Annotated in this window: 28 protein-coding genes; 13 read left to right on the top strand and 15 right to left on the bottom strand. The window is 71.4% G+C overall.

Annotated elements, in window-relative coordinates:
* Positions 1 to 42 precede the first annotated feature (42 nt).
* Complete coding sequence (locus DFJ66_RS31085) at positions 43 to 1,155, top strand: anhydro-N-acetylmuramic acid kinase (protein WP_121226424.1); 1,113 nt, start codon at positions 43 to 45, stop codon at positions 1,153 to 1,155.
* Positions 1,142 to 2,692: a sodium:solute symporter gene (locus tag DFJ66_RS31080; RefSeq protein WP_121226422.1), complete on the top strand. Its 1,551-nt coding sequence runs from the start codon at positions 1,142 to 1,144 to the stop codon at positions 2,690 to 2,692. Before DFJ66_RS31085 ends, DFJ66_RS31080 begins: the two co-directional genes overlap by 14 nt.
* Here DFJ66_RS31080 and DFJ66_RS31075 read toward each other — a convergent pair.
* Positions 2,689 to 3,621 carry a GNAT family N-acetyltransferase gene (locus tag DFJ66_RS31075; protein ID WP_121226420.1) on the bottom strand — a complete coding sequence of 311 codons (933 nt, stop codon included), beginning with the start codon at positions 3,619 to 3,621 and terminating at the stop codon, positions 2,689 to 2,691. The two genes, DFJ66_RS31080 and DFJ66_RS31075, sit on opposite strands and share 4 nt — an antisense overlap.
* 150 nt (positions 3,622 to 3,771) lie before the next feature.
* On the opposite strand from DFJ66_RS31075, the gene DFJ66_RS31070 reads away from it, so the two are divergent.
* The 3 genes from DFJ66_RS31070 to DFJ66_RS31060 are packed head-to-tail and all read left to right on the top strand — an operon-like array spanning position 3,772 to position 5,325.
* On the top strand, positions 3,772 to 4,221 hold the full coding sequence (locus tag DFJ66_RS31070) for a winged helix-turn-helix transcriptional regulator (RefSeq protein WP_121226418.1): 450 nt from the start codon (positions 3,772 to 3,774) through the stop codon (positions 4,219 to 4,221).
* Positions 4,222 to 4,270: 49 nt separating this feature from the next.
* Positions 4,271 to 4,609 (top strand): hypothetical protein, encoded by a 339-nt coding sequence (locus DFJ66_RS31065; RefSeq protein ID WP_121226416.1) that lies wholly within the window; start codon positions 4,271 to 4,273, stop codon positions 4,607 to 4,609.
* Between the two features lie 14 nt (positions 4,610 to 4,623).
* A complete protein-coding gene (locus DFJ66_RS31060) occupies positions 4,624 to 5,325 on the top strand; it encodes a lysophospholipid acyltransferase family protein (protein WP_121226414.1) in 702 nt (233 codons plus the stop codon).
* A gap of 823 nt (positions 5,326 to 6,148) precedes the next feature.
* On the opposite strand, the gene smc is transcribed toward DFJ66_RS31060, so the two are convergent.
* The 4 genes from smc to DFJ66_RS31040 are packed head-to-tail and all read right to left on the bottom strand — an operon-like array spanning position 6,149 to position 11,393.
* Positions 6,149 to 9,856: a chromosome segregation protein SMC gene (gene smc / locus DFJ66_RS31055; protein ID WP_170199761.1), complete on the bottom strand. Its 3,708-nt coding sequence runs from the start codon at positions 9,854 to 9,856 to the stop codon at positions 6,149 to 6,151.
* Between the two features lie 53 nt (positions 9,857 to 9,909).
* Positions 9,910 to 10,560, bottom strand: a complete 651-nt coding sequence (locus DFJ66_RS31050) for an anti-sigma factor family protein (RefSeq protein ID WP_121226412.1) — start codon at positions 10,558 to 10,560, stop codon at positions 9,910 to 9,912.
* A complete protein-coding gene (locus DFJ66_RS31045; protein WP_246029969.1) occupies positions 10,557 to 11,045 on the bottom strand; it encodes a sigma-70 family RNA polymerase sigma factor in 489 nt (162 codons plus the stop codon). The genes DFJ66_RS31050 and DFJ66_RS31045 overlap by 4 nt, the downstream gene beginning before the upstream one ends.
* A 51-nt stretch (positions 11,046 to 11,096) precedes the next feature.
* Positions 11,097 to 11,393, bottom strand: coding sequence for an acylphosphatase (locus tag DFJ66_RS31040; RefSeq protein ID WP_121226408.1), 297 nt, complete (start codon positions 11,391 to 11,393; stop codon positions 11,097 to 11,099).
* A gap of 67 nt (positions 11,394 to 11,460) precedes the next feature.
* Here DFJ66_RS31040 and DFJ66_RS31035 point away from each other — a divergent pair, with 67 nt between their 5' ends.
* From DFJ66_RS31035 to DFJ66_RS31020, 4 genes are all read left to right on the top strand, one after another.
* Positions 11,461 to 12,144: a CAP domain-containing protein gene (locus tag DFJ66_RS31035; protein ID WP_246029968.1), complete on the top strand. Its 684-nt coding sequence runs from the start codon at positions 11,461 to 11,463 to the stop codon at positions 12,142 to 12,144.
* Between the two features lie 13 nt (positions 12,145 to 12,157).
* Complete coding sequence (locus tag DFJ66_RS43065) at positions 12,158 to 12,658, top strand: hypothetical protein (RefSeq protein WP_170199759.1); 501 nt, start codon at positions 12,158 to 12,160, stop codon at positions 12,656 to 12,658.
* Positions 12,659 to 12,798: 140 nt separating this feature from the next.
* Entirely contained in the window at positions 12,799 to 13,233 is a 435-nt protein-coding gene (locus DFJ66_RS42275) for a hypothetical protein (RefSeq protein ID WP_147459407.1), read from the top strand.
* A 50-nt stretch (positions 13,234 to 13,283) separates the two neighbouring features.
* The gene (locus DFJ66_RS31020) at positions 13,284 to 14,324 is read left to right on the top strand and encodes an amidohydrolase family protein (protein ID WP_121226402.1); all 1,041 of its coding nucleotides are present in this window, start codon (positions 13,284 to 13,286) and stop codon (positions 14,322 to 14,324) included.
* A gap of 649 nt (positions 14,325 to 14,973) precedes the next feature.
* On the opposite strand, the gene DFJ66_RS31015 is transcribed toward DFJ66_RS31020, so the two are convergent.
* Positions 14,974 to 16,191 (bottom strand): MFS transporter, encoded by a 1,218-nt coding sequence (locus DFJ66_RS31015; protein WP_246029967.1) that lies wholly within the window; start codon positions 16,189 to 16,191, stop codon positions 14,974 to 14,976.
* Positions 16,192 to 16,390: 199 nt separating this feature from the next.
* Between DFJ66_RS31015 and DFJ66_RS31010 the strand changes: the two genes are divergently transcribed.
* On the top strand, positions 16,391 to 17,230 hold the full coding sequence (locus DFJ66_RS31010) for a class I SAM-dependent methyltransferase (RefSeq protein WP_121226398.1): 840 nt from the start codon (positions 16,391 to 16,393) through the stop codon (positions 17,228 to 17,230).
* A 1-nt stretch (position 17,231) separates the two neighbouring features.
* Here DFJ66_RS31010 and DFJ66_RS31005 read toward each other — a convergent pair whose 3' ends face one another.
* Entirely contained in the window at positions 17,232 to 17,771 is a 540-nt protein-coding gene (locus DFJ66_RS31005) for a GNAT family N-acetyltransferase (protein ID WP_397556370.1), read from the bottom strand.
* On the bottom strand, positions 17,756 to 18,349 hold the full coding sequence (locus tag DFJ66_RS31000; protein WP_170199757.1) for a TetR/AcrR family transcriptional regulator: 594 nt from the start codon (positions 18,347 to 18,349) through the stop codon (positions 17,756 to 17,758). Before DFJ66_RS31000 ends, DFJ66_RS31005 begins: the two co-directional genes overlap by 16 nt.
* A gap of 16 nt (positions 18,350 to 18,365) precedes the next feature.
* On the opposite strand from DFJ66_RS31000, the gene DFJ66_RS30995 reads away from it, so the two are divergent.
* On the top strand, positions 18,366 to 18,797 hold the full coding sequence (locus DFJ66_RS30995; protein WP_147459405.1) for a DUF6463 family protein: 432 nt from the start codon (positions 18,366 to 18,368) through the stop codon (positions 18,795 to 18,797).
* On the top strand, positions 18,794 to 19,891 hold the full coding sequence (locus DFJ66_RS30990; RefSeq protein ID WP_121226391.1) for an NAD(P)/FAD-dependent oxidoreductase: 1,098 nt from the start codon (positions 18,794 to 18,796) through the stop codon (positions 19,889 to 19,891). The genes DFJ66_RS30995 and DFJ66_RS30990 overlap by 4 nt, the downstream gene beginning before the upstream one ends.
* Before the next feature lie 132 nt (positions 19,892 to 20,023).
* Here the strand turns inward: DFJ66_RS30990 and DFJ66_RS30985 are convergent, their stop codons facing one another.
* Positions 20,024 to 20,701, bottom strand: coding sequence for a response regulator (locus DFJ66_RS30985; RefSeq protein ID WP_121226389.1), 678 nt, complete (start codon positions 20,699 to 20,701; stop codon positions 20,024 to 20,026).
* 244 nt (positions 20,702 to 20,945) lie between these two features.
* On the opposite strand from DFJ66_RS30985, the gene DFJ66_RS30980 reads away from it, so the two are divergent.
* Positions 20,946 to 21,386 carry a MarR family winged helix-turn-helix transcriptional regulator gene (locus tag DFJ66_RS30980; protein ID WP_121226387.1) on the top strand — a complete coding sequence of 147 codons (441 nt, stop codon included), beginning with the start codon at positions 20,946 to 20,948 and terminating at the stop codon, positions 21,384 to 21,386.
* Positions 21,387 to 21,399: 13 nt separating this feature from the next.
* On the opposite strand, the gene mutM is transcribed toward DFJ66_RS30980, so the two are convergent.
* The 6 genes from mutM to DFJ66_RS30950 form a co-directional block, all read right to left on the bottom strand.
* Complete coding sequence (gene mutM, locus DFJ66_RS30975; RefSeq protein ID WP_121226385.1) at positions 21,400 to 22,260, bottom strand: bifunctional DNA-formamidopyrimidine glycosylase/DNA-(apurinic or apyrimidinic site) lyase; 861 nt, start codon at positions 22,258 to 22,260, stop codon at positions 21,400 to 21,402.
* Positions 22,261 to 22,270: 10 nt separating this feature from the next.
* Entirely contained in the window at positions 22,271 to 22,498 is a 228-nt protein-coding gene (locus tag DFJ66_RS30970) for a hypothetical protein (protein ID WP_121226383.1), read from the bottom strand.
* A 5-nt stretch (positions 22,499 to 22,503) separates the two neighbouring features.
* Positions 22,504 to 23,307, bottom strand: a complete 804-nt coding sequence (gene rnc / locus DFJ66_RS30965) for a ribonuclease III (protein ID WP_121226381.1) — start codon at positions 23,305 to 23,307, stop codon at positions 22,504 to 22,506.
* A 29-nt stretch (positions 23,308 to 23,336) separates the two neighbouring features.
* Positions 23,337 to 23,519: a 50S ribosomal protein L32 gene (gene rpmF / locus DFJ66_RS30960; protein WP_015104500.1), complete on the bottom strand. Its 183-nt coding sequence runs from the start codon at positions 23,517 to 23,519 to the stop codon at positions 23,337 to 23,339.
* 2 nt (positions 23,520 to 23,521) lie between these two features.
* Positions 23,522 to 24,109 (bottom strand): YceD family protein, encoded by a 588-nt coding sequence (locus DFJ66_RS30955; RefSeq protein ID WP_121226379.1) that lies wholly within the window; start codon positions 24,107 to 24,109, stop codon positions 23,522 to 23,524.
* 183 nt (positions 24,110 to 24,292) lie between these two features.
* Complete coding sequence (locus DFJ66_RS30950) at positions 24,293 to 25,021, bottom strand: SPFH domain-containing protein (RefSeq protein ID WP_121226377.1); 729 nt, start codon at positions 25,019 to 25,021, stop codon at positions 24,293 to 24,295.
* Positions 25,022 to 25,144: the final 123 nt, after the last annotated feature.

Raw genomic sequence — 25,144 nt, 5'->3', positions numbered from 1 at the left:
AGCCCCTTGCGCGTGCGGTCTGTGTGGAATAGGACACAGGGCGTGAGGGTGATCGGGCTCATCTCCGGGACGTCGATGGACGCCGTGGACGTGGCCGTCGGCGACTTCTCGTTCGACGGCCCGACCGTCGTGCTGCGCCCGATCGCCCACGCCGAGCACCCGTTCCCGCCCGAGCTACGCGAGCCACCCACGAGCGCCGCCGACCTGTGCGTGCTGGACACCCGACTGGGACAGCTGTTCGCGACGGCGGCGCAGGACCACGAAGCCGACCTGGTCGCCTCGCTCGGCCAGACCGTGCACCACTGGGTCGAGGGCGGCCGGTGCCTGGGCACGCTCCAGGTCGGCGCGCCCGCGTGGATCGCCGAACGGACCGGGCTCCCGGTCGTCGCCGACTTCCGCGTCCGGGACGTCGCCGCCGGCGGCCACGGCGCACCCCTCGCGAGCACCCTCGACGCCCTGTGGCTCGCCGGGCTGGGCAACGCCGTCGCCCTGAACATCGGCGGCATCGCGAACGTCACGAAGGTTTCGCCCGAAGGTGTGATCGCCTACGACACCGGGCCGGGCAACGCCCTGATGGACGCGGCCATGACCGTCCTCTCGAACGGCCTGCGCACGTGCGACGTGGACGGCGAGTTCGCCGCACGCGGCCGGGTGCACGAAGAGCTGCTCGACCGGCTCCTCGCCGACCCCTACTACGCCCTGCCGCCGCCGAAGTCCACCGGCAAGGAGCACTTCAACCGCGCCTACCTGGACCGGATGACCGAGGGACTGGTGGTCCAGGCCGAGGACTTCCTGGCCACCCTCACCGAGCTGACCGCCCGCACGATCGCCGCCGAGTGCGACGGGCTGGTGATCGGGTCCGGCGGCGGGATGCGCAACCCCGTCCTGGTGAACGCCCTCAAGGCCCGGGTCGAGCTGCGCACCAGCGACGAACTGGGCCTGCCCGGCGACGCCAAGGAGGCCTACCTGACCGCCCTGCTCGGCTTCCTGACCTGGCACGGCGTGCCCGCCAACGTCCCCTCCGCCACCGGCGCGTCCGGCCCGCGCCTGCTCGGCTCGATCACCCCCGGCCGCGAACCCCTGCGCCTGCCCGAGCCCGTGACCACCGCCGTCACCGGGCTCAAAGTGATTGGAGGACACCGTGCGCGCACTTGATGTCGCCATCATCGTGCTGTTCCTGGTGGGGATGCCGCTGCTGGGGGTGTGGATCGGCGGCCGGCAGCGCTCCGCCACGGACTACTTCGTCAGCGAGCGGCGCATCTCGTGGTGGGTCGTGTGCGTGTCGGTGGTGTCCGCGGAGACGTCCACGCTGACCGTGCTGTCCGTGCCGACGGTCGCCTACGGCGGCACGATGACGTTCCTGTCGCTGTCGATCGGCTACCTGCTGGGCCGGATCGTGGTGTCGTTCGTGCTGCTGCCCAAGTACATCGCGGGCAACCTGATCACGGCGTACGGGTTCCTGGGCAAGCGGTTCGGCGGCGGGTTGCAGTCCACGGCGTCGGTGACGTTCCTGATCACCCGACTGCTCGCGGACGGCCTGCGGCTGTTCGCCACGGCGATCCCCGTGAAGGTCGTGCTGGCGGCCTACGGGGTGCAGGCGTCCTACTGGGCCATCGTGGTCGTGTTGGGCGCGGCGATGGTCGTCTACAGCTTCCTCGGTGGCGTGCGGGCCGTGGTGTGGGTCGACGCCATCCAGATGCTCTGGTACGTCCTCGGCGCGGTCGCGGTGATCGTGGTGCTGTCCGGCAAGCTGCCCGACGGCTGGTTCTCCGCGGCGGCCGACGCGGGCAAGTTCCAGATCCTCGACTTCGCCGCCAACCCGTTCATCTCGCCTTATGCGATCCCGACCGCGTTCATCGGCGGCGCGGTGCTGTCGATGGCCTCGCACGGCGCTGACCAGCTGATCGTGCAGCGGCTCATGGCCACGCGGGACGTCCGGGCGTCGCAGAAGGCGCTGATCGCCAGCGGTGTCGTGGTGTTCCTCCAGTTCGCGTTGTTCCTGTTCATCGGCGTGATGTTGTGGGCGTTCTACAAGGGCGCGAACCCGGTGAAGGACCTGAAGCTCAACAACAACGACGAACTCTTCGCCAACTTCATCGTGCAGGACATGCCGTCCGGGCTGAGCGGGTTCGTGATCGCGGGCATCCTCGCGGCGGCGCTGTCGTCGTCGCTGGGCGCGCTGGCGTCGTCCACGGTGACCGACGTGTACCAGAAGCTGGTGCGGCGGCCGATGAGCGAGGCCGAGGTGTTGCGGCAGGGTCGGATCTGGACCGTGGTGTGGGCCGGTCTGCTGATCGTGTTCGCCGGGCTGTTCGCGTCGCTGACGCGGCGCGGGAACCCGATCGTGGAACAGGGCCTGTCGATCGCCGGGTTCACCTACGGCGCCCTGCTGGGCGCGTTCCTGCTGGGGTTGTTGTTCCGCAAGGCCAAGCAGACCGACGCGATCGTGGCGTTCGTGACGACCGTGGTCGTGATGGCGTTCGTGATCCTGGGCGTGAAGTTCGTCGGCCCGGAGGCCGCGGCGACGCTCGACTTCTCGGCGGCCACCGCGACCTCCAAGCCGTTGGCGTACCCGTGGTACACGCCGATGGGCGTGCTGGTGACGCTCGTCGTGGGCGGCTTGTTGTCGTTGCGGCACAAGGGGTACACACCGCCGGAGGTGGACGAGGCGGTGAGCGTGAAGGCGGCTTAGGCGGCCTTGGAGCGGTAGGCGACCAGTTCGAGAGTCCGGCGGAAGCCGAGGCGGTCGAACATGCGGTGGGACGACGTGTTGCCGGCCAGGATGGCGGCGGCGGCTTGGGGGCGGGCGCCGAAGCGCTCGGCGAGCTTCCAGACGAGTTCGGTGATCAACGCGGCACCGACCCCCTTGCCGCGCACGTCGGGTTCCACGGCCACGAAGTCGACGTAGTACTCGCCGGGTTCGGCCTTGCCGGCGGCGTAGCCGAGGACCTTGCCGCCGTCCATCGCGACGACGACGGTGTGGTCCCGGCTGCCGTCGACCAGTTGCCGGCCGGACAGGTAGGTCTTGGGGAAACAGCGCTCGTGCAGCACGGCCACCGCCTCGTGGACGGCGGCCTCGGTCGGCAGCACGCGCATCTCGCGCGCCGGACCCGTGCGCGGGCAGCTCGCCTCGCGCAGCAGCAGGCCGCGCAGGCCGTCGCCGTCCAGGACGTGGATGCTGCTGGCCCGGCCCGCGGTGAAGCCGTGGCGCTCGGCGAACGCGGCCAGCCTGCGGTGCAGGGTGTGCCCGTAGACCTCGCGGTCGGCGATGCCTTCCAGGAGGGGTTGGGCGTGGGCGTAGAGGGCGTCGGAGGTCTGGTCCCAGATGCGGCTGCCGGCCGGGTGGTTGACCGGTACGTCGACGAACGGTCCGTGCAGGAACGCCCGGCGCAGCTCGTGGTCCACCTCGACGCTGAGCACACCGCACACGCGGCCGGAGTCGTCGGTGGCCACCACGGTGCACGAGGGCCAGTCGGGCTCGAATTCGGTGAGTTCTTCGGTCAGCTCCCCGAGCGTCTCACCGAGGTAGCCGATGTGGTGCGCGGTGTCGGCTTGGAGCCGGACGAGCAGGGCGAGCACCGCGCCCAGGTCGTCCTGGCCGGCGAGGCGGATGTCATACATGCCCGGAATAGTCACTCGCCGGTGCGGCGAACGCGAGGGAGTTTTCGGGCGTGGACACGGGTGATCTTGCCTGGTCGCCGTTGAGCGAGCGGAGTCCGCCGAACCGGTCCACGATGGGCGGACCACACTCGTACCGGCCCGGGAGGCGTCATGGCGGTGCGGCGCGTGCACTTCGAACAAGCCTGGTGCCCGGTCTCGCGGTCGGTGGACGCGGTCGGCGACTGGTGGTCGCTGCTGATCGTGCGCGACGCGTTCGACGGGGTCCGGCGGCTGACGGACTTCCAGCGCAGCCTGGGTGTGGCCAAGAACATGCTCGGCGCCCGGCTGCGGGAGCTGGTGGCGCACGGCGTGCTGAGGCCCGTGCCGGCGCCGGACGGCGGCTTCCACCGCGAGTACGAGCTGACGGCCAAGGGCCGCGACCTCTTCCCGGTGATCGTCGCACTGCGCCAATGGGGTGAACGCCACTGCTTCGCCCCCGGCGAACCGCACACAGTCCTGGTGGACCGCGCCCAGGGCCTCCCCGTGCGCCCGTTGGAGGTGCGCGCGGAGTCCGGCAGGGTCCTCGGACCCGACGACACCGTTGTCACCGGGGTGTCCTGACGCGACGCATCTCTTGCCGCCGAGCGGCGCGTGGTGGACCCTCGACTGCGTGAGTGAGGAAACGATCCAACTCGAACTCAACGACACCGGGGTGGCGGTAGACCTTCCCATGCCCGCGAACCAGCGGGACGCGGTGCAGGAAGTTCCCTACCGGCCGGTGGACTTCCGGGACGACGACCTGCCCAGCGCACTCGAAAGGGCCGCTTCCTGGCTCCGGCAGACCCAGGACTGGCTGGGCGAGCCGGTCGACGTCATCGCGATCCACCTGGACTACGACGACACCAAGGGGTCGCCGTACTACAACCTCAAGTTGCTGTGCAACGACGAGGACCTGGCCGGCGTCCCCAAGGTGGTCCGCGAACACGAGGCCGGTATTACCCGCCAGTAGCGTACCGTTGAGGTATGCCAGATCGCGTGTACCCGCCGGTGATCGCCGCGGCCAAGCTCATGTTCCGCGTGCTCGACCTGCGCATCACCGTGGACGGCGCACGCCACGTGCCGACCACCGGCGGGGCCGTGCTGGCGAGCAACCACGTCAGCTACCTGGACTTCATCTTCGCGGGCTACGGCGCCCAGCCCGCGAAGCGGCTCGTCAGGTTCATGGCCAAGCACGAGGTGTTCCGCCACCGCGTGTCGGGCCCGTTGATGCGCGGGATGCACCACATCCCGGTGGACCGCGCCAACGGCCAGGAGTCCTTCCAGCAGGCGCTGGACGCACTGCGGGCCGGTGAGGTGGTCGGGATCTTCCCGGAAGCCACCATCAGCCGGTCCTTCACCGTGAAAGACATCAAGAGCGGCGCGGTACGCCTGGCAGCGGAAGCCGGCGTACCGCTCCTGCCGGTCGCCCTGTGGGGCACGCAACGGCTGTGGACCAAGGGCAAGTCGAAGAACCTCACCCAGCGTCACGTGCCGGTGACGATCGTCATCGGCGAGCCCATCGAGCCGACGACGGACGACGCACTCCGCAAGCGCATGCAGGAACTGCTGGACGAGGCCCAGGCGCGCTACCCGGAACCGGGCGAGGGCCAGTGGTGGCAGCCCGCCCACTTGGGCGGCACCGCCCCGACACCAGCAGAAGCCGCCGCCCTAGACGAGCGCCGCTAGCAACCCCCTGTTCCACCCGCCGCTACCAACGCCCCACCACACTGCCGCCCCACCGCCCACAGCACTGCCGCCGCCCCACCACAGCGCTCGCCCACCGCAGTGCACCACCAGCGCGCCCACAACGCCGGCCCGCCGGTTCCAGCCGCCGGCCGCAAGCCCGCTGTACCCGTCGAACCACCGGCCGCGCCGCTTTTCCGCGCCGAAGGCGCGAAGCCAGGGCCGCAGAGCCCACAGGAAGGGCCTCGTGGTTTCCCCGTACGGCCTGGGCGCAGCCCAACCACGCTTTGCCAGGGTTGACAACAAAAATTTGCGAGGAACGAGCCAATTTTTCTTGGCAACCCTGGCAAAGTGTGGTTGCCTCCGGCAGGCCGTACGGGGAAACCACGACGCCCTTCCTCCCCCGGGGGCCTGCCGCGCGGCGAGCGCCGCTTTTGATCTTGAGAGCGCGAAGCGCGTTCGAGCTTGCGAGCGCGAAGCGCGTCCCGTTCGAACCCGCGAAGCGAGGGCTCGTGAGCGAACCCTGCGATCCAAAGATCAAAAGATCAAAAGCGGGCTTGGGAGGCCTCCGGGGAGGTCACAAGCGGGGGCTTTTCCGTTCTCCCCGTATGGCCTGGCGGAGGCAACCACATTTTCCCGGGGTTGCCGCTAAAAATTTTGCTCGTTCCTCACAAAATTTTCGGCTGCAACCCCGGGAAAATGTGGTAGCCCTTCGGGCAGGCCATACGGGGAGAACGGAAAAGCCCAGGCCGGGGTGTGCACGCGCTTCGCGCGTGCCAACAGCGCCCTAACGGGCGCAACCGCAGCGCTAAGCGCCGACAACCGCCTACGCCGGGTCTTGAGTCTCTGCCTCTGCCGTCGGGTCAGGCTGGGATTGGGGCGCGGCGTCGGCAGGCACCGCGTCGGCGGGCACAGCCTCGGCAGGCACGACCCCGGCGGGTGCGGGCTTGCCCGGCTTCAAGTCCTCGCGACCGCGCAGCCGCTGCGAGATCACCTGGCTGATGCCGTCGCCCCGCATGGACACGCCGTACAACGCGTCCGCGATCTCCATCGTCGGCTTCTGGTGCGTGATGATCAGCAGCTGCGACCGCTCCCGCAGCTGCTCGAACAGCCCGATCAACCGGTGCAGGTTGGTGTCGTCCAGGGCCGCCTCGACCTCGTCCATCACGTAGAACGGCGAGGGCCGCGCCCGGAAGATCGCGACCAGCATCGCCACCGCCGCCAGGGACTTCTCGCCACCCGACAGCAGCGACAGCCGCTTGACCTTCTTGCCCGGTGGACGGGCCTCCAGCTCGATGCCGGTGGTCAGCATGTCCTCCGGCTCGGTCAGCACCAGCCGACCCTCGCCGCCCGGGAACAGCACCTTGAAGACGATCTCGAACTCGCGGGCCACGTCCTCGTAGGCCGACGTGAAGACCTCCAGGATCTTGTCGTCGACCTCCTTCACCACGGTCAGCAGGTCGCGGCGGGTGGCCTTGATGTCCTCCAGCTGGTTGGACAGGAACTTGTACCGCTCCTCCAGCGCCGCGAACTCCTCCAGCGCCAGCGGGTTGACCTTGCCCAGCAGCGACAGGTCCCGCTCCGCCCGCTTGGCCCGCCGAGCCTGGGTGTCCCGGTCGTAGGGCACGGGCTGCGGCGCGGAGACCAGCTCCCCGCGCTCCTTCGCGGCCTCGTACTCGGCCATCTCGCCCGCCGAGGGCGGCACGTACACGTCCGGCCCGTACTCGGCGATCAGGTCTTCCAGGCCGATGCCGAAGTCCTCGGCGACCTTGGTCTCCAGCTGCTCGATGCGCATCCGCTGCTCGGCACGCAGGACCTCGTCGCGGTGCACGGCGTCGGTCAGCTTCTCCAGCTCGACCGACATCTCGCGGACCAGGTTGCGGACCTGGCTGAGCAGGGCTTCGTGCTGTGTCCGCCGCTCCTGGGCGGCGTCCCGCTCACGCGCCGCACGATCCAGCGACACCGCGATGCGCTCCAGGGCGACCTCACCCCCGCGCACCACAGCCTTCGCCACCACCGCACCCCGGGCACGAGCGGCGTGGGCGCGAGCGGCGCGCTCGCGAGCCTCCCGCTCGGCGCGGGCCGCGCGACGCAGGCCGTCCGCCTTCCCCTGCAACGCCCGCGCCCGCTCCTCGGCGGTGCGCAGGGCCAGCCGGGCGTCCATCTCGCTCTGGCGGGCCGACGCCAGCTCCGCGGCGGCCTCGTCGCGGTGGGAGGTGTCGGGCTCGTCGTCCAAGGGCTGTTCCTCGGCGACGAGAAGACGCTCCTCCAGCTCGGCGAGCTTGAGCAGGTTCTCCTCGCGCGCCGCCTCGACCTTGGCCCGCTGGACCCGCACCCGCTCCACGTCCGCCTCGGCCGACCGCACGGCCGCCGCCAGCCGGTTCAGCCGCTCCGAAGACCTCGCCCGCCGGACCTTGGCCTCGTTGACCTGCTCCTTCAGCGCACCGACCTCGGCCCGCCTGGCCTGCTGCTCGGCCCGCGCGCCCTCCAGCGCGGCGGCGGCGTGCTCCAACGCGCGCTCGGCCAGCGCCAGCTTCTCCGACGCCTCGTCCACCGCCGCCTGGACCTCGATGACGCTCTGGCTGCGCCCCGAGCCACCCGCGGCCCAGTCCGCGCCGAACACGTCACCCTCCCGGGTCACGGCCCGGACCTGCGGGAACGCCTCCACGAGCGACCGGGCGCCGGCCAGGTCGTCCACCACGGCCAGCCGGTCCAACGCCCGGTGCACGGCGGGCCTCAGCGCCTCGGGCGCGTGCACCAGGTCGACGGCCCAGCGAGCGCCAGGCGGCAGCGTCGGCCACCCCGCCCGGTCGACCGAGCCGGCACCACCCACCAGCACGCCCGCGCGCCCGGCGTCCTGCTCCTTCAGCAGCTCCAGAGCGGCCAGCGCGTCCGTCCCGGACTCCACGGCGACCGCGTCCGCCACCGGCCCCAGAGCCGCGGCCAACGCCACCTCGTGCCCGGGCTCCACGGTCAACAACGCCGCCACCGAGCCCAACAGCCCCGGCAGCCGCGACGCCAGCAACGCCCCGGCCCCGTCCTTGCGGGTCAGCCCCAGGGACAGGGCGTCCACGCGGGCCTTCCAGGACGCGATGTCCCGCTCGGCCGTCCGCTCGGCCTTGACCAGCTCCTCGACCCGCCGACGGGCGGCCTCGTCGGCCTCCACCGCCTGCCGGTGCCGCTCGTCGAGGCCGGCGTCGTCCTCGTCTTCCGTGCCGGTGACCTCACGGCCCTCGGCCAACTCCTGCGCCGCGACCTCCAGCCGCTCCTCGGCCTCGGCCAGGGCGACCGACATGCGCTCGATCTCTTCAGCCGTCGCCGACGTCTTCGACCGCAGCGCCTCGACCTGCCCGGACAGCCGGGCCAAGCCCTCCCGCCGGTCCGCGATGGCCCGCACGGCGGCCAGGTGCGCCTTCTCGGCCGCCTGCACCATCCGTTCCAGCTCGGCGCGGGTCTCCACGGCCTCGGCGAGCCCGATCCGGGCCTCCGTCACGCCCTCCTGGAGCTCCTGCTCCAACAGCGCCGTCTGCTCGGCCTCGGCCTCCAGCTCGTCGGGGTCGCGCCCGCCGCGCGGGGCCTCGACGGACGCCGACAGGTGCCGTTCGCGCTCGACGGCCAGCCGGACGGTGCCGCGCAGCCGTTCCTCCAGCGCGGACAGCCGGTACCAGGTGTCCTGGGCCTGCTGGAGCTTGGGCGCGTCGGCCGCGACCAGGTCTTCCAGCTCGTTCTGCTGCGACTGGGCCATCTGGAGGGACTGCTCGACCTCGGCGCGCCGGGCGCGGGCCTTGGCCTCGTCCTGCTCCTCGCGGGCCAGCGCCTCGCGCTGGGTGACCAGGTCGTCGGCCAGCAGGCGCATCCGCGCGTCCCGCAGCTCGGACTGCACGACCTGGGCGCGGCGGGCGATCTCGGCCTGCTTGCCCAGCGGCTTGAGCTGGCGGCGCAGCTCGGCGGTCAGGTCGGTGAGGCGGGTCAGGTTGGCCTGCATCGCCTCCAGCTTCCGCAGCGCCTTCTCCTTGCGCTTGCGGTGCTTGAGGACGCCCGCGGCCTCCTCGACGAACGCCCGGCGCTCCTCGGGCTTGGACTCCAGGATCGCGGCGAGCTGGCCCTGACCGACGATGACGTGCATCTCGCGGCCGATGCCGGAGTCCGACAGCAGTTCCTGGATGTCCATCAGGCGGCACGAGTTGCCGTTGATCTCGTACTCGGTGGCGCCCTCGCGGAACATGCGGCGGGTGATCGACACCTCGGTGTACTCGATCGGCAGCATGCCGTCGGAGTTGTCGATGGTCAGCGTCACCTCGGCGCGGCCGAGCGGGGCGCGACCGGACGTGCCGGCGAAGATGACGTCCTCCATCTTGCCGCCGCGCAGGTCCTTCGCGCCCTGCGTGCCCATCACCCAGCGCAGCGCGTCGAGCACGTTGGACTTGCCGGACCCGTTGGGGCCGACGACGCACGTGATGCCCGGCTCGAAGCGCAGCGTGGTAGCCGAGGCGAAGGACTTGAAGCCCTTCAGCGTCAGGCTCTTGAGGTGCACGCGGGGCAGAGTACCCGTGCGCTCGTGCGCCTAGACGCCTGCCACGCCGCTGTTCAGGGCCGTACGGACACCAGGACCTGCGTGTCCACGACGACTTCGAGCCGCTCGATCTGGTCCACGGCGAAGGAGGTCGAGCCGGGGATGCGGGCGTCCTCCGGGTGGTCGGTACCCCACCAGCCGCCGATCTCGGCGCGCCCGGCGCGGTCGTGGACGACCAGCTTGCACCTCTTGCCCTTGGGCGCGTTCTTGATCGTCAGCCACATCTCGGTGCCCCACTCCTTGGCCACCAGGTCGGCCGTGGCGCTCACCCCGGTCGCGCTGTCGGCGGCGGCCAGGTGCACCGGGTCGGGCTCGCGCGCCGGCGCGAACACCAGCACACCCACCGCGACCAGCACAGCCACCAGACCGGCGCCCAGGAGCACCAAGGTCCGGCGACGGGTCGGCGTCCGGCGCGGTGCGGGCGGCTCCGGCGCGGCGACCGGTGGCAGCGGCAGCAGGTCCGGGTCGGGCACCGGGTCGTCGAACGGCACGTCCAGGTCGGCCAGGTCGACCTGCGCGAGCAGGCCGGGCAGCGGCGCGAGCCGGACCATCTCCCGGCGGCAGGTCGCGCAGGTGCGCAGGTGCACCTCGAACGCCGAGCGCTCCGCCGGGTCCAGCGCGCCCAGCAGGTAGGCGCCGAGCGAGACGGTGTGCGTGCAGCTCACGACTCGGTCACCCCCCGTTCCTCCAACGCGTCGCGCAGCGCCCGCAGGGCGTAGAAGCAGCGCGACTTCACCGTGCCCTGCGGGACGCCGAGCACCGCCGCGGCCTCCTTGACCGTGCGGCGGCGGTAGTACAGCTCCACCACGACGGACCGGTGGTCCGGGGTCAGCGCGCGCAGCGCCTCCGCGATCTGCCAGCTCTGGAGCACGTGGTCCACCTGGTCGGCGACCGGGGGCAGGTCGGCGGGCTCGATCGGCACCTCGGAGTTGCGCCCGCTGCGCTTGCGGAACCCGGAGATGACCAGGTTGCGGGCGACGGTGTAGAGCCAGGGGCCGGCGTCGTCGGGGGTCAGCTCGTCGGCGTGCTTCCACGCCCGCAGCAGGGTCTCCTGGACGACGTCCTCGGCCTGCTGGTGGTCACCGCCGACCAGGCGCAGGACGTAGCCGTGCAGCGGGCCGCGCCACCGGCCGTACAGCTGCCTGACCACCTCTTCGCCTCGGTCCACATCGCTTTACTACGCCATCCGACCCCGGTGCGTTCAACGCTCGACGAAACCGGTCAGGCCGCCGCGCGGCTCCGACCAGCGCTCCACGACCGAGTCCACCCGACCGGGGGTACGACCGGAACGCAGCGCGTCCAGCAGGCCGTCGCACGCTTCCTTCGGACCCTCGGCGTTGACCTCGACCCGGCCGTCCCGGAGGTTCGACGCGCTGCCGACCAAGCCCAGCTCAAGCGCCCTGGCGCGGGTCCACCAGCGGAAGCCGACGCCCTGCACGTGCCCGCGGACCCACGCGGTGAGCCGAACGGTGTTCTCTGCACCAGCCACAGCGGCCATCCTGACATTTCACCCTTTAGTGGTACGGTGCGCGACCGTGAGTGCGCGGCGCGGTAACCGATCCGTGATGGGCGGACTGGTCGGGCTGCTGCTGGGGGCCGCCGGCGCGACCGGCGTGGCCTTCGCAAGCCCCGAACAGCTCGCCCCCTTCGTCGCGCCCAGCTCAACACAGGTGGCCGAGGCCGACAAGCCGGGCGACGGCGGCGTGGGCGGGGTCGGCGTGCCCGTGCGGACCGGCCAGCCGACCCGGCCGAAGGACACCACGACCGCCGCACCGACCACCACGACCACCGAGACGACGACCACCACCACGCCGGTGCCGACGACGACCACCGAGACGACGACCCAGCCGCCCACGACGACCACCACGACGCCCCCGCCCGTGTCGGCGGCGCAGCGGGTCGTGCAGCTGGTCAACGAGGCTCGCGCGGCGGCCGGGTGCCCGGCGGTGAAGGTGGACGAGCGGATCGTGAACGCCGCCCAGGCGCACAGCACCGACATGGCCACCCGGAACTACTTCTCGCACGACACCCCCGAGGGCGTCGACTTCGCCGAGCGCATGACCGCGGCGGGCTACCCGAAGCCGGGCGGCGAGAACATCGCGCAGGGCTACCGGACGCCCGACGCGGTCATGACGGGGTGGATGAACTCCGAAGGCCACCGCCGCAACATCCTGAACTGCGGTTTCACCGCCATCGGCGTGGGTCTGGACACCCGCGGCTGGTACTGGACCCAAGACTTCGGCTGGTGAGAGGGAGCAACGCGTGACCGACGGGCTGTACGAGACCCCGGAACCCGACCGCCGGAAGCCGCGGGTGTCGCCGAACGTCCTGCTGGCCGCGTCCGGCGTGGCGGTGGCGACGATCTTCGCCACGATCGCCTCGCTCGCCGGCGCGCAGGAGACCGCGGCCCCGGCCAAGGACACGCCCCGGCAGGACGTGGTGAACCGCAGCACCCTGACCACGGTGCCCACGACGACGTCGGTCCCGTCGATCACCGTGACCACGACCGACACCACCACGACCACCACCGACACCACGACGACGACGCCCAAGCGCACCCGCGTGACCACGGTGACCCGTCCGGACGGCACCACCACGACCACGACGGTCGAGGACACCCAGCCGCCGGCGCAGACGCCCCAGCCGACCACCACGCAGCCGCCCAAGCCGACCACCACCGATCCGACGTCGGACCCCACCACGACCCAGCCGACCACGACCTCCTCCACCACCACGGAGCCCAAGCCGACCACCAGCGGGTGATCCAAACGAGGACGTCCCGGCTTGGTGACGGCGTGCCACACATTCGTGTGGAGGACCGCCCGAACGATGAGGGCGCCGACGCCGTGAGCCGATAACTCGAACACCTGACCATCCGACCGGGTTTCCCACAGGGAGATGGTGTGTTCGAGGAAGATCATCAGGAGTCACCGAAGCGCAAGGTCTCGTCGCTGGTGCTGCTGGCCGCCGGCGGCGCCGTGGTCGCCACGGTGATGGCCACGCTCGCGTCGATGCTCGCGACCGGCGACCCGAAACCCGACGCCGGCCCGCCCAAGCCGCAAGCCGACGTCAAGGCCACCACCAGCACGGCCCTCCGCGTGGCGACCGACGGCCACACGTCCACGGTGGTGATCACCGTCCCGGCCGCGGAAAAGCCCCGCGCCAACGCCCCCGCGCCGCAGCCGGAGACCCACGAGTCGACCGCGGTCGAGCTGACCACGACCACCGAACCGCCGCCGGCGTCCCAGTCGCCCAGCAACCCGCCGACGTCGTGGACACCCACCCCCACCAGCGCGTCGTCGTCCTCCTCGGCCACCACCACCCCGACCACCGGGTGACAGGCCCGCCCCTTTCCGGTTGGCTGGACGTCGACCGGTGAGGGGGAACCGTGGTGGTGCGGATCCGGGGGCGGGCGCTCCCGAGCGGTGAACACGTGGACCTGTGCGCCGACGGCGACCGGTGGACCGACGACCCGGTCCCCGGCGCCGAGGTGGTCGAGGGTTGGCTCCTGCCGGGCCTCGTGGACGCCCACACCCACCCCGGCGCGAAGAACGCGGGCGACCCGCTCGACGAGGACCTCCTGCGCGAGCACCTGGCAGACCACGTCGACCTCGGCGTCACCGCGATCCGCTCCCCCGGCCTGGCCGGCGACCCGCCCCCGTGGTTCGGCACCGACCCGGGCACGCCCCGGGCGTTCCACGCGGGTCCGTGGATCGCGCGGCACGGCCAGTTCTTCGACACCTGGGGCCACCACGGGGACCTGGCCGACCTCCCCGCCCTGGCGGCTCGTCAGGCGCGGCGGTCGGGTTGGGCGAAGATCGTCGCGGACTGGGGCCTGGACGACGAGCCCGTCCCCGCCGACGTGATGACCGCCGTAGTGGCGGCCGTGCACGCGGTCGGCGGACGGGTAGCCGTGCACACCCAGCACGCGGGCGGCAGCGCGGCGGCCGTCACCGCCGGGGTGGACTCCATCGAACACGGCATGTGGCTGGCCCCGGCCTTGCTGGACCAGATGGCCACCCAGGGCACCGCCCTCACCCCGACCCTGTCCGGCTTCGAACGCCACCTGCCCGAGGTGGAGAAGAAGCCGGACGGCCCACGCAAGGACTGGTTCGTCGGCGGCGTCCACGCCCTGCGCGACCTGGTCGGAGCCGCACACGAGGCAGGCGTGCGCATCCTGGCCGGCACCGACTCCGTCCCCCACGACCGACACGCGCTCCTACACGAGATCCACGCCCTGTCACACCGAATCGGCCCACACGAAGCCCTGGGCGCCGCATCCTGGCACGCCCGGAAGTACCTGGGCCTGGCCGGCCTCGAACCGGGCGCCCCAGCGGACGCAGTCGTCTACGCCGAAGACCCCCGCACCGACCTCGACCAACTAGAACACCCGATCGCCGTCGTCCTCCGAGGGCAACGCGTCCGCTAGAAAGCATCCTGCAATTCACCCTGCCCCGCAGCGCACGCTTTTCGAGCGCGCGAAGCGCGGCTTTTGTGTGTGGTGGTCTCAACCACAGGTGGAGGGCCTCGGTTCCCCCGCCGTATGGCCTGCCCGAAGGGCTACCACATTTTCCAGGGGTTGCAGCCGAAAATTTTTGCGAGGAACGAGCCAAAATTTTTAGCGGCAACCCCTGGAAAATGTGGTTGGCTCCGCCAGGCCATACGGCGGGGGAACCGACGCCCTTCACCCCCCGCTGGCGGCCTGCCGCGCGGCGAGCGCCGCTTTTATCTTTTGATCTTGAGAGCGCGCAGCGCGTACCAGCGCGAAGCGCGTTCGGCTTGAGAGCGGAGCGTTCCGGTTAAAGATTAAAAGAGCCTCGCCGGCGGGCAGGCCACCAAAGATGACCCAACTGCAACGGCGGGGGCTTCTTGCTTTTGCCATCTCCGTATGGCCTGGCGGAGCCTACCACATTTTCCAGGGGTTGCCGCTAAAACTTTTGCTCGTTCCTCGCAAAACTTTCGGCTGCAACCCCTGGAAAATGCGGTAGCCCTTCGGGCAGGCCATACGGAGATGACAAAAGCAAGAAGCCCAAGTTGAGTTGTGTCCCCTCCGGCGGACTGCCACTCCGCCACGCGGCCTAGTCGCGCAAGGCGTAGACGGCGGCTGCGGCGGTGCCCACGCACAGTGCGATCGCGCTCCACGCCAGCGAAGCGTGCACGCCCACGGCCGCGCCCAGCAGTCCGACCGTGAAACCGCTGCCCGCGCGCAACCCGCCCGACGACATGCCGTAGACGCCCAACACCCGGCCGCGATCGGCGGGCGGGCTGAGCAGCTGCACCACGGTCTGCGTGATCGACATCGACGCCAGGTGCGCCACGCCGCCGACCAGCAACAGCACCACCGCCAACGGGTAGCTGCCGGTCACCGCGAAGCCCAGGCTGGTCACGCCGTAGATGCCGGTGGCCACCACCGCCGTGCGCACGGTCGGCTTGAGGCTGGTCGTGGCCTCCAGCAGGACACCGCCCAGCACCCCGCCCGCGCCGTTGGCGAACAGCAGCACGCCGTACGCCAGGCCCGCGCTGCCCGCGCCCAGGTCGGTCGCGAAGATCGGCATGGCCGACTGGAGCGAAGCACCGACGAAGAACGACGCCAGGCCCGCCACGACGATCATCGCCACGAGCGTCCGGTTCGAGCCCACCTCGCGCAGCACGCGCAACGACTCCAGCACGCCCACGCGCGGACGTGCGTGCTGGTCACGCGTGTGGCCGGTGAACTTCGTGCGGAACAGGAACAGCGTCAGCGGCAGGTAGAAGGCGATGTTGACGAAGATCCCGGCGGTCGGCCCCAGCCCCAGCAGCAGGGCCGAGCCGACCACGGGGCCGAACAGGACGCCCAGGCTGCGGAAGGTCGCGTTGAGCCGGACCGCGCTGGGCAGCTCGTCCGGGCCGACGAAGTCGTGCAGCATCAACTGCTCGCCCGGTCCCCAGAGCGCGCCCGCGATGCCGTGCAGCACCAGCAGGACGCCCGCGTGCCACACCTGGAGGGTGTCGGTGAGGAACAGGACGCCCCACGCCGCCGAGACGCCCATGAACAGCACCTGCGCGGCCTGGATGACCCGGCGGCAGTCGTAGCGGTCGGCCAGCGAACCGAACCACACGGAGAGCAGCAGGAACGGCACCCAGTGGCTGATCACCGCGAACCCGGCCAGCGCGGGCGACTGGAACTTCTCCCACAGCACCCAGTACGTGATGACGTGCTCGATGTTGTCGGCCATCATCGCGAGCCCCGCGCCGAACAGGTACGGCCGGCAGTCCCGGTTCCGCAGCGCGGCGAACCGCCGCGGCACTGCCGGCACGTGCGTCGCTACCCCACAGGCCGCGCACATGTGTCCTCCTGGTCTTGGTTCCCCCGGGGCAACGCTATGTACGCGATAGCGGCCGAACCTAGGACGGCAGCGAACTCGCGGTGCGGATCACACCGACTTCCCGACATCGCGGAAGAACCCGGCGGAAACGCGGTCGCCGGGTCGGTGTGGCGTGGGTAACGTCCGGCGGATGACCGTGCGGGTGGATCCGACCAACTCCGACCAGCTCACCGCGTGGGACGGCGACCAGGGTGCCTTCTGGGCCGACCACGCCGACCGCTTCGACGAAGGTGCCGCCGGGTACCACCAGCGGCTGCTCGACGCGGCCGGCGTCGACCCCTCCGACCGGGTCCTGGACGTCGGCTGCGGCACCGGGAAGTCCACGCGCGACGCCGCCCGCCGCGCCGCGCACGCGCTCGGGGTGGACCTGTCGTCCAGGATGATCGAGGAGGCCCGGCGGCGGGCCGAGCGCGACGGGATCACCAACGTCTCCTTCGAGCAGGCCGACGCCCAGGTGCACCCGTTCCCCGAGGCCGCGTTCGACCTGGTGATCAGCCGCCACGGGGTGATGTTCTTCGGCGACCCGGACAAGGCGTTCGCCAACATCGCGACCGCCCTGCGACCCGGCGGCCGGATGGTGCTGCTGACGTGGCAACCGTTGGCGCGCAACGAGTTCGCCTCCACGTTCCGCGCGCTGTTCGCCGCCGGCAAACCCGTGCCCGAGCCGCCGCCCACCGGGGCGCACCCGTTCTCGCTCAGCGACCCCGACCGCGTGCGCGCGCTGCTGACCGGGGCCGGCATGACGGACGTCGAACTCGAGGCGGTCAGCGAGCCGGTGTGGCTGGGCCACGACGTGGAGGACGCGCTGGCGTTCATCACCGCCCGTCAGGCCTCGCAGCTGGCCGAACTCGACGAGGAAGCGAAAGCACGGGTCGTCGAAGCGGCCCGCGTGGACATCGCGCGGCACGTGGGCGAGCACGGCGTGCGCTACCAGTCCGCCGCGTGGGTCGTGCACGCGACCAAGGCCTGAGTCACCACACGTCCCCGTCGCGCCAGTCGCACACCAGCTCGCCGTCCACGTCCAGCGGCACCGCGACCGGGAGCACATAGACACCGCCGTCGTCGTCCTCGGTGCGCACGATCCCGCTCGGGGTCAGCACCGAGGACGGCCCGCGCCACAACACCCAGCCCCGACCGGCGTAGAAGTCCAGGGCGTCCTCGCTCGCGCTCAGCGCACCCAGGTCGTAGGCCCGGCGCACCACCCGTTCCAGCGCCGCCATCACGGCCGCGCCGTGCCCCCGCCCCCGCCGGTCCGCCCGCACCGCGACGGCCTCGACGTACCCGGCCCGCAGCGCCCGACCACCGTGCAGCAGCCGCCGCTGCACCACGGACCCGTGCCCGACCAGGTCGTCGCCCTCCCACGCGAACGCGTGCACGCCACCCAGGGCGTGGTCCCAGTCGTGGTCGGAGAAGTCGCCGTCGAAAGCGTCGTCGCACAGCTCGCGCGCCGCCTCGAGGAGCTGCGGGTCGACATCGGAGGTGTGCCGGACCGTGATCACCGTGCCGCCAATCCCTTGTCCACCAACGACATCACGGTGGCCGCCAACTCGTCCGCGTCGGCGACGGGCAGCAGGCCGGCCAGGAGCTGCGAGCACAGGCCGTGCATCACGCAGGACATCAGCAGGGTCACGTCCGCGACCGGGTGCGGCGCCAGTTCGCCGGAGGCCTGCGCGGCCTCGATCCCGGCCGCGATCCGGGCGTAGACGCGCTGCTCGGCCGCCGCGAGGTCGGGGAAGTCGGCGCGGCGCGGGACGTCGGCGGACCCGAACATCAGGCGGTAGAGGGACGGGTTGGCCAGCGCGAACTCCAGGTAGGCGCGGCCGGTGCCGTGCAGCCGTCGCAACGGGGTGCCGTCCGGCTCGGGGACCGACGCCAGTTCGGCGAACCCCTGCGCCATCACGGCGGCGACCAGCGAGGCCTTGTCGGCGAAGTGCCGGTAGGCGGCGGCGTGCGACACCCCGGCCGCTGCGGCGGCCTTGCGCAGGGTCAGGCCCTCCGCGCCCTCGGCGTCCACCAGTGCGCGGGCGGCCGTGACCAGGGCCTCGCGCAAGGCGCCGTGGTGGTAGGGCTTACGCGGCGATGTTGCCACTGGTAACTTCCCTCTCGTGACCCGTCTTGCCGGAATCCTGCTCGCCGCACTCGGCGCCATCCACATCGTCCTCACCACCGCGCTCAACCTCGACAGCTGGGCGCGGTGGACCGGTGCCGGCCTGTGGGCCTCGGTGGCCCCGCCCGGCGGTGCGCCCAGCGGGGACCAGTACGTCCTGTGGCTCACGCTGGGCAGCTTCGGCGTGCCGCTGCTGGTGCTGGGCCTGGTCGTGGCGGGCACGGCCCGACGCGGCGGCGTGGTGCCCGCGTACGTCGGCTGGGTCGTCGGGGCGTGGGCGTTGCTGCTGTCGATCGTGCTGGTGGCCGTACCGGGGTGGCTGGCACTGGTCCCCGCCGCGCTGATCGTGCGTGGCGCACGTCACAGGGGATCGGTGTCACGGGTCGGCACGCCATCTCGCTCCACCCTCGACGGAAGGAGAGGGACATGACGGAGATCGTGGTCATCGGCGCCGGCTACGCGGGACTCGCGGCGGCCAAGCTCGCGGCACGCTGGACGGGTGCGAAGGTCACCCTGGTCAACGAGCGCGACCGGTTCGTGGAGCGGGTGCGGCTGCACCAGCTGGCGGCCGGCCAGACCCTGCGCGACCGGCCCCTGGCGGACCTGCTGCGCGGCACGGGCGTCGAGCTGGTGGTGGACCGGGTCACGGGGATCGACCCGGACACCCGCAAGGTCCAACTGCGCGGCGGCGCGCTCACCTACGACAAGCTGATCTACGCCCTCGGCAGCCGGGCGGACCTGGACTCGGTGCCCGGCGTCCGCGAGCACGCCCACACCGTGGCCTCGCGCGAGGAGGCCGAACGCCTGCGCGCCGACCTGGCGAACGCCCGCGTGGTCGCGGTGGCGGGCGGTGGCCTGACCGGCATCGAAGCGGCGGCGGAGTTCGCCGAGAGCCACCCGGGGCTGGAGGTCCACCTGATCACCGCCGGCGAGCTGGGGGCCGCACTCTCGACGGCCGGCCGCGCGCACCTGCGCAAGGCGTTCGCCCGGCTGGGTGTCGTGGTGCACGAGAACGCTCGCATCACCGCCGTGGACGCCGGCGGCGTGGCTCTGGCGGACGGACGCGTCGACGCGGACACCGTGGTGTGGACGGCGGGCTTCACCGTGCCGGAGCTGGCCCGCGAAGCCGGGTTCGAGGTGGACGCGCGCGGCCGGATGGTGGTCGACCAGACCCAGACGTCGGTGTCGCACCCGGACGTGGTGGCCGTGGGCGACGCCGCCGCGATGCGCCGCCCGGACGGGCTGGAGCTGCGGATGGCCTGCGCGACCGGGCTGCCGACGACCCAGCGCGCGGTGCGGGCGCTGGCCGACAAGCTCGCGGGCAAGGAGCCGAAGCCGTTCCGGTTCAAGTACGTCCAGCAGTGCGTGAGCCTGGGCCGGCGGGACGGCCTGATCCAGTTCGTGCACGAGGACGACCGCCCGAAGGAGAAGGTCCTGACCGGCCGTTGGGCGGCACGGTACAAGGAGCTGATCGTGAAGGTCACGATCCTGTTCGAGCGCCACCCGACGCTGCCTGCGGGGTGAGGCGTCCCGGTTCGAGGTGCCCCGGTTCGAGGTGCCTCTGTCGCCCGAACGGGGGAAGTTCGGCGGGCGGGGACAACCGGCCGGGCGTTCGGCGGCGTGTGATGGGTAGAGGGATCGCGGGGTCGAGCTGGGTCAGAGCTCGAAGCGGTAGCCCATGCCGGGTTCGGTCACCAGGTGGCGTGGGCGGGAGGGTTCCGGTTCGAGTTTGCGGCGCAGTTGGGCCAGGTACACGCGAAGGTAGTGAGTTTCTTTCGCGTACTGCGGTCCCCACACCTCCTGCAACAACTGCTTCTGCGCCACCAACCGCCCGCGATTCCGGGCCAGGATCTCCAGCAAGCCCCATTCGGTCGGGGTGAGGTGGACCTCCTCGCCCTCGCGCACGACCTTCTTCGCCGCCAGATCCACGGTGAACGACGCCGTCTGCACCACGGCGTCCTCTCCCTCGGTCACCGCCGACCGCCGCACCGCCGCCCGCAACCGCGCCAGCAACTCGTCCATCCCGAACGGCTTGGTCACGTAGTCGTCCGCACCCGCGTCCAGCGCCTCGACCTTGTCCGTCGAGTCCGTCCGCGCGGACAGCACGATGATCGGCACCGAGGTCCACCCGCGCAGCCCCGCGATGACCTCGGTCCCGTCGACGTCGGGCAGCCCGAGGTCCAGCACCACGACGTCCGGCTTGCCCTCGGCGGCCGCCCTCAGCGCCGCCGTCCCGTCGTGCGCGGTGAGGACCGAGTAGCCCCGCGCGGACAGGTTGATCCGCAGCGCGCGGACGATCTGCGGTTCGTCGTCGACCACGAGCACCTTCGTCACGGTCCGACACTACGTCCAATCGGCCACCGCCCGCCGACCGCGGTCGATTCTGACGTCGTCTTGACGCCCCTCAACACCGCTTTTATGGCGTTTTAGCGGCCCGGTGACCGCATCGGTGCGGAAAGGGTGAGTACATCCGGGTGCGAATGAATCCGTTTGCTGGACACGGGTCGCGCGATAGTGCAAATGTCCTGTCCGAATTCGGACAACCGCTCACGGTCGGTGAGCCACGAGGAGGTCTTAGATGACCACCAGTGTGACCAACCAAGACGCATTACAGCTCGTGGTCGCCGTGCACCGACTGGTCCGCAGCCTGCGGCAGTCGGCGTCGGTCCGCAGGCTGCAGCCCACCCAGCTGCTCGTCCTCGCCGAGCTGGCCGCGCAGGGTCCCATGCGCATCGGCGAGATCGCGGTGCGCGCGCTGTGCTCGCAGCCCACGGCCACCACCGTGGTGACGGGCCTGGAGTCCAGCGGCCTGGTGCGCCGCGAAGCCGATCCGGCCGACGGGCGCGCGACCATCGTCGAGCTGACCGGCGCGGGACGGGACACGATCGTCTCCCTCGCGCACGGCGAGGCCGAACTGCTCTGCGAACGGCTCTCGCGGCTGTCCGACGAGGAGCGCGACCACGTCCGCTCGGTCACGCCCCTGCTGCGCCGCCTCGCCGACCCACCCCGCGCCCGCTGACAGCGACGAAGAGCTAAAGACCGCGCGGCCTCGGTTGGCAGCGCGGGCACGAGTAGGACGACCGGTTCATGAACGGTTCCCGCACCACGGCCGTGCCACACCGGCGGCACGGCCGGTTCTCCTGGCCGTAAACGTTGAGCGAACGGTCGAAGTACCCGGATTGGCCGTTCACGTTGACGTACAGCGCGTCGAAAGAAGTCCCGCCCTCACCCAGCGCCTCGTGCATCACCTGGGTGGCGTGCCCGAGCAGTTCCACGGCTTTCGGCCGCGTCAGCTTGTCGGTCGGGCGCAGGCCGTGCAGCTTGGACCGCCACAACGCCTCGTCGGCGTAGATGTTGCCCACGCCGGACACCAGGGTCTGGTCCAGCAGCGCCCGCTTGACCTCGGTCCGCCGCCGGCGCAGCGCCGCCACGGCCGCCGCCAGGTCGAACGCCGGGTCCATCGGGTCGCGCGCGATGTGCGCGACGGACTGCGGCAGCGCCGTGCCGTCCACCTCGACCAGTTCGGCCAGCGCGAGCCCGCCGAACGTGCGCTGGTCCACGAACCGCAGCTCCGGGCCGTCGTCGGCGAACCGGACCCGCACCCGGAGGTGCTTCTCGTCCGGCACGCCGACCGGCTGGACCAGCATCTGACCGCTCATCCCGAGGTGGGCGAGCAGCGCGTCCCCGTCGGACAGGTCCACCCACAGGTACTTGCCGCGCCGCCGGGCCCGCACCATGGTCCGACCGGTCAACCGGTGCGCGAAATCCGCCGCACCGGGCAGGTGTCGGCGGATGGCGCGGGGGTGCAGGACCTCGACGGAGGCGACGGTCCGACCGGCGACGTGCTCGTGCAGACCTCGGCGGACTACTTCGACCTCGGGCAGCTCGGGCACGTGCGGTGGGTCAGTCCTCGTTCTCGGCGGTCTCTTCGGCGGCCTGCTGCTCCAGCTCCTCCAGCAGCTCGTAGGCGGCGGCCTGCGGCTTGGTGGGCTTGAGCATCCAGCCACCGTTCTGCGCGGTGTCGCGCACCAGGACCAGGCCCTGGATGCCGCCGCTGCGGGTGGCGTTCAACGGTCGGGAGGGTCGGCGGTCGCGCACGCGCCGGGTCGTCCGGACGTTCGTGGCATACATCGGCGTCAGTCTTCCTTGGTGGGTGAAGTCTGCGGTGTCGCCGAGTTGGGGGCGTGCCCGTTGCCGGCCGCGGCGGCCTCCTGCTCCGCGCGGACCCGTTCGGACAGCACCCGGTAGGCGGCCTCGGCCGCCTTCTGCTCGGCTTCCTTCTTGGTCTTCCCGTCACCGGAGCCGTGGGCCTGGCCACCCACGATCACCGTGGCGGTGAACTCCTTGCGGTGGTCGGGACCCTGGTCGTCCACCCGGTACTCGGGGACGCCGAGCCCGGCCGAAGCCGTCAGCTCCTGCAGGCTGGTCTTCCAGTCCAGGCCCGCGCCGCGCAGCGGCGCCTCCGCCAACAGCGGGTCGAACAGGCGGTGGACCAGTTGACGCGCGGTGTCGATGCCGAACTGCAGGTACACCGCGCCGATGACGGCCTCCAGGCCGTCCGCGAGGATGCTCGCCTTGTCCCTGCCGCCGGTCAGCTCCTCGCCGCGACCGAGCAGCAGGTGTCCGCCCAGACCGTCGTCACCCAGGCCGCGGGCCACACCGGCCAGCGCGTGCATGTTCACGACGCTGGCCCGCAGCTTCGCGAGCTGACCCTCGGGCAGTTCCGGGTGGGTCTGGTACAGGTGGTCGGTGACGACGAGGCCGAGCACCGCGTCGCCGAGGAACTCCAGTCGCTCGTTCGGCGGCAGGCCGCCGTTCTCGTACGCGTACGACCGGTGTGTCAGTGCGAGCGTCAGCAGCTCGGCGTCCAAGGGGACGCCGAGCGCTTCGAGCAACGGGGCGCGGTCGGCGGACCGACCGCGCGACGACCTGCCCCCCACTGTGCGCCGCTTCTCTTCGCTGGAGGAGGTCAGGCCGGCTGGACGACCTGGCGGCCGTCGTACTGGCCACAGGCCGGGCAGGCGACGTGCTGCGGCTTCGGCTGGCGGCAGGCCCGGTTCGAGCAGGCCACCAGGTGCACGGCAGCGGTCTTCCACTGAGCGCGGCGCGAGCGCGTGTTCGAGCGCGACATCTTCCGCTTCGGGACGGCCACGACTAGTTCTCCTCTGGATTGTCACGATTCCCGGCGAACCGCTCGTGCAGAGCGGCCCATCGGGGGTCAATCGTCTCATGCCCGTGGTCGGGGCCGAGCTCAGCCAGCTTGCCACCGCAGTCGACGCACAGCCCCTGGCAGTCCGGCGAACACAGCGGCACCTGCGGCAGCGACAGCACGATGGCGTCGTTCACCACAGGTTCGAGGTCGACCAGGTCGTCGTGCAACCGACTGACCTCGTCCTCCTCGGTGGTCTCGTCCGTGGTGCTGTCCGGGTAGGCGTACAGCTCCGTCAGCTCCACCTCGACCTCCGCCGACAGCGGCTCCAGGCAGCGCGAGCACTCCCCTTCGACCACCGTCGAGGCCGTGCCGGTCACGAGGACGCCCTCCACCACCGACTCCAGCAGGAGATCGAGGTCGACGACGCCACCCTTCGGCACCGCGATCACGCCTTCGAGGCCCATTCCCTCGGCCGGCACCGACCGGGTCACCGCGCGTGAAGAGCCCGCACGACGCCCGAGGTCCCTGGTGTCGATGACCCAGGGCCCGGTGGCTGCGGGACGCGCGGAGGCGTGACGGTGCTCAGACATGATGTTGGTGGTTGCCGACGGGTGACTTACCACGGCCAGCCGGTCAAGGGTACGGGACAACGGGCCGTGACGTGAAATCGGGTGCTCAGGGCGTTGCGCGACCGGTGGCTACTCCGTGGAGTGGGCACCGTTCACCGGCGTGTTCCAGCCGGGAGGGCCCGGCTCGCGGGGCACCCGACGCGGTCAGCGGGCCGCGGACTCGTGGTAGTCGAAGGGCGCTGCGGCGGCGTTGACGGCCGGGCCGCGCAGGTGCGAGCGGCCCTTGCCGACGCTGCGCAGGGTGTGCGCGAGCAGGTCCTCGAAGTCGGCGAGCTTGCCGTCCACGTAGGCGTCGCACTCGTTGCGCAGGCGGATCGCCTCCGCCTGGGCGGCCTCCAGGATGCGCGCGGACTCGGCGTGCGAGGCCTGCACCACCTCGGTGGCGTCGACCAGGCGGGCCTGCTCGGCGCGGCCCTCCTCGATGGCGCGCTCGTAGTTGGCGCGACCGGCCTGCACCATGCGGTCGGCCTCGGCGTGGGCGCGGCCGACCAGGTCCTCGTACTCCTGGCGACCGGCGTTGACGGTGCGCTGCGCCTGGTCCTCGGCCTCGGCGACCATGCGCTCGGCGCGCGAACGGGCCTCGGACAGCATCCGCTCGGCCTCGTGCTGGGCCTCGGCGACGATCCGCTCGGCCTCGGCGCGGGCCTTGCTGGTGGCGGCCTCCAGCTCGTGCTGGGCCTTGCCGACCAGCTCGTCGCGGTGGTCGAGGACGTCCTGCGCGTCGTCCAGCTCGGCCGGGATGGCGTCGCGGACGTCGTCGAGCAGTTCGAGCACGTCACCGCGGGGGACGACGCACCCGGAGGTCATCGGCACGCCACGCGCTTCCTCGACGATCGTGACCAGCTCGTCGAGGGCCTCGAACACCCGGTACACGGCACACTCCCCACGCCCACACTGCGGTACCCGTCCTAGTGTGCCCTGACTGGTCGGCCGGCGCGGGGAGATCGGGGGCGCGTGTTGGCGGTGGTGATCAACAGCGCTGATGGGTCGCAGTGC

Origin of the sequence: Saccharothrix variisporea (assembly GCF_003634995.1) — a bacterium.
Lineage (GTDB): Bacteria > Actinomycetota > Actinomycetes > Mycobacteriales > Pseudonocardiaceae > Actinosynnema > Actinosynnema variisporeum.
Note: the sequence above shows the minus strand (reverse complement) of the source record. Positions and strands in the feature narration are given on the sequence as shown.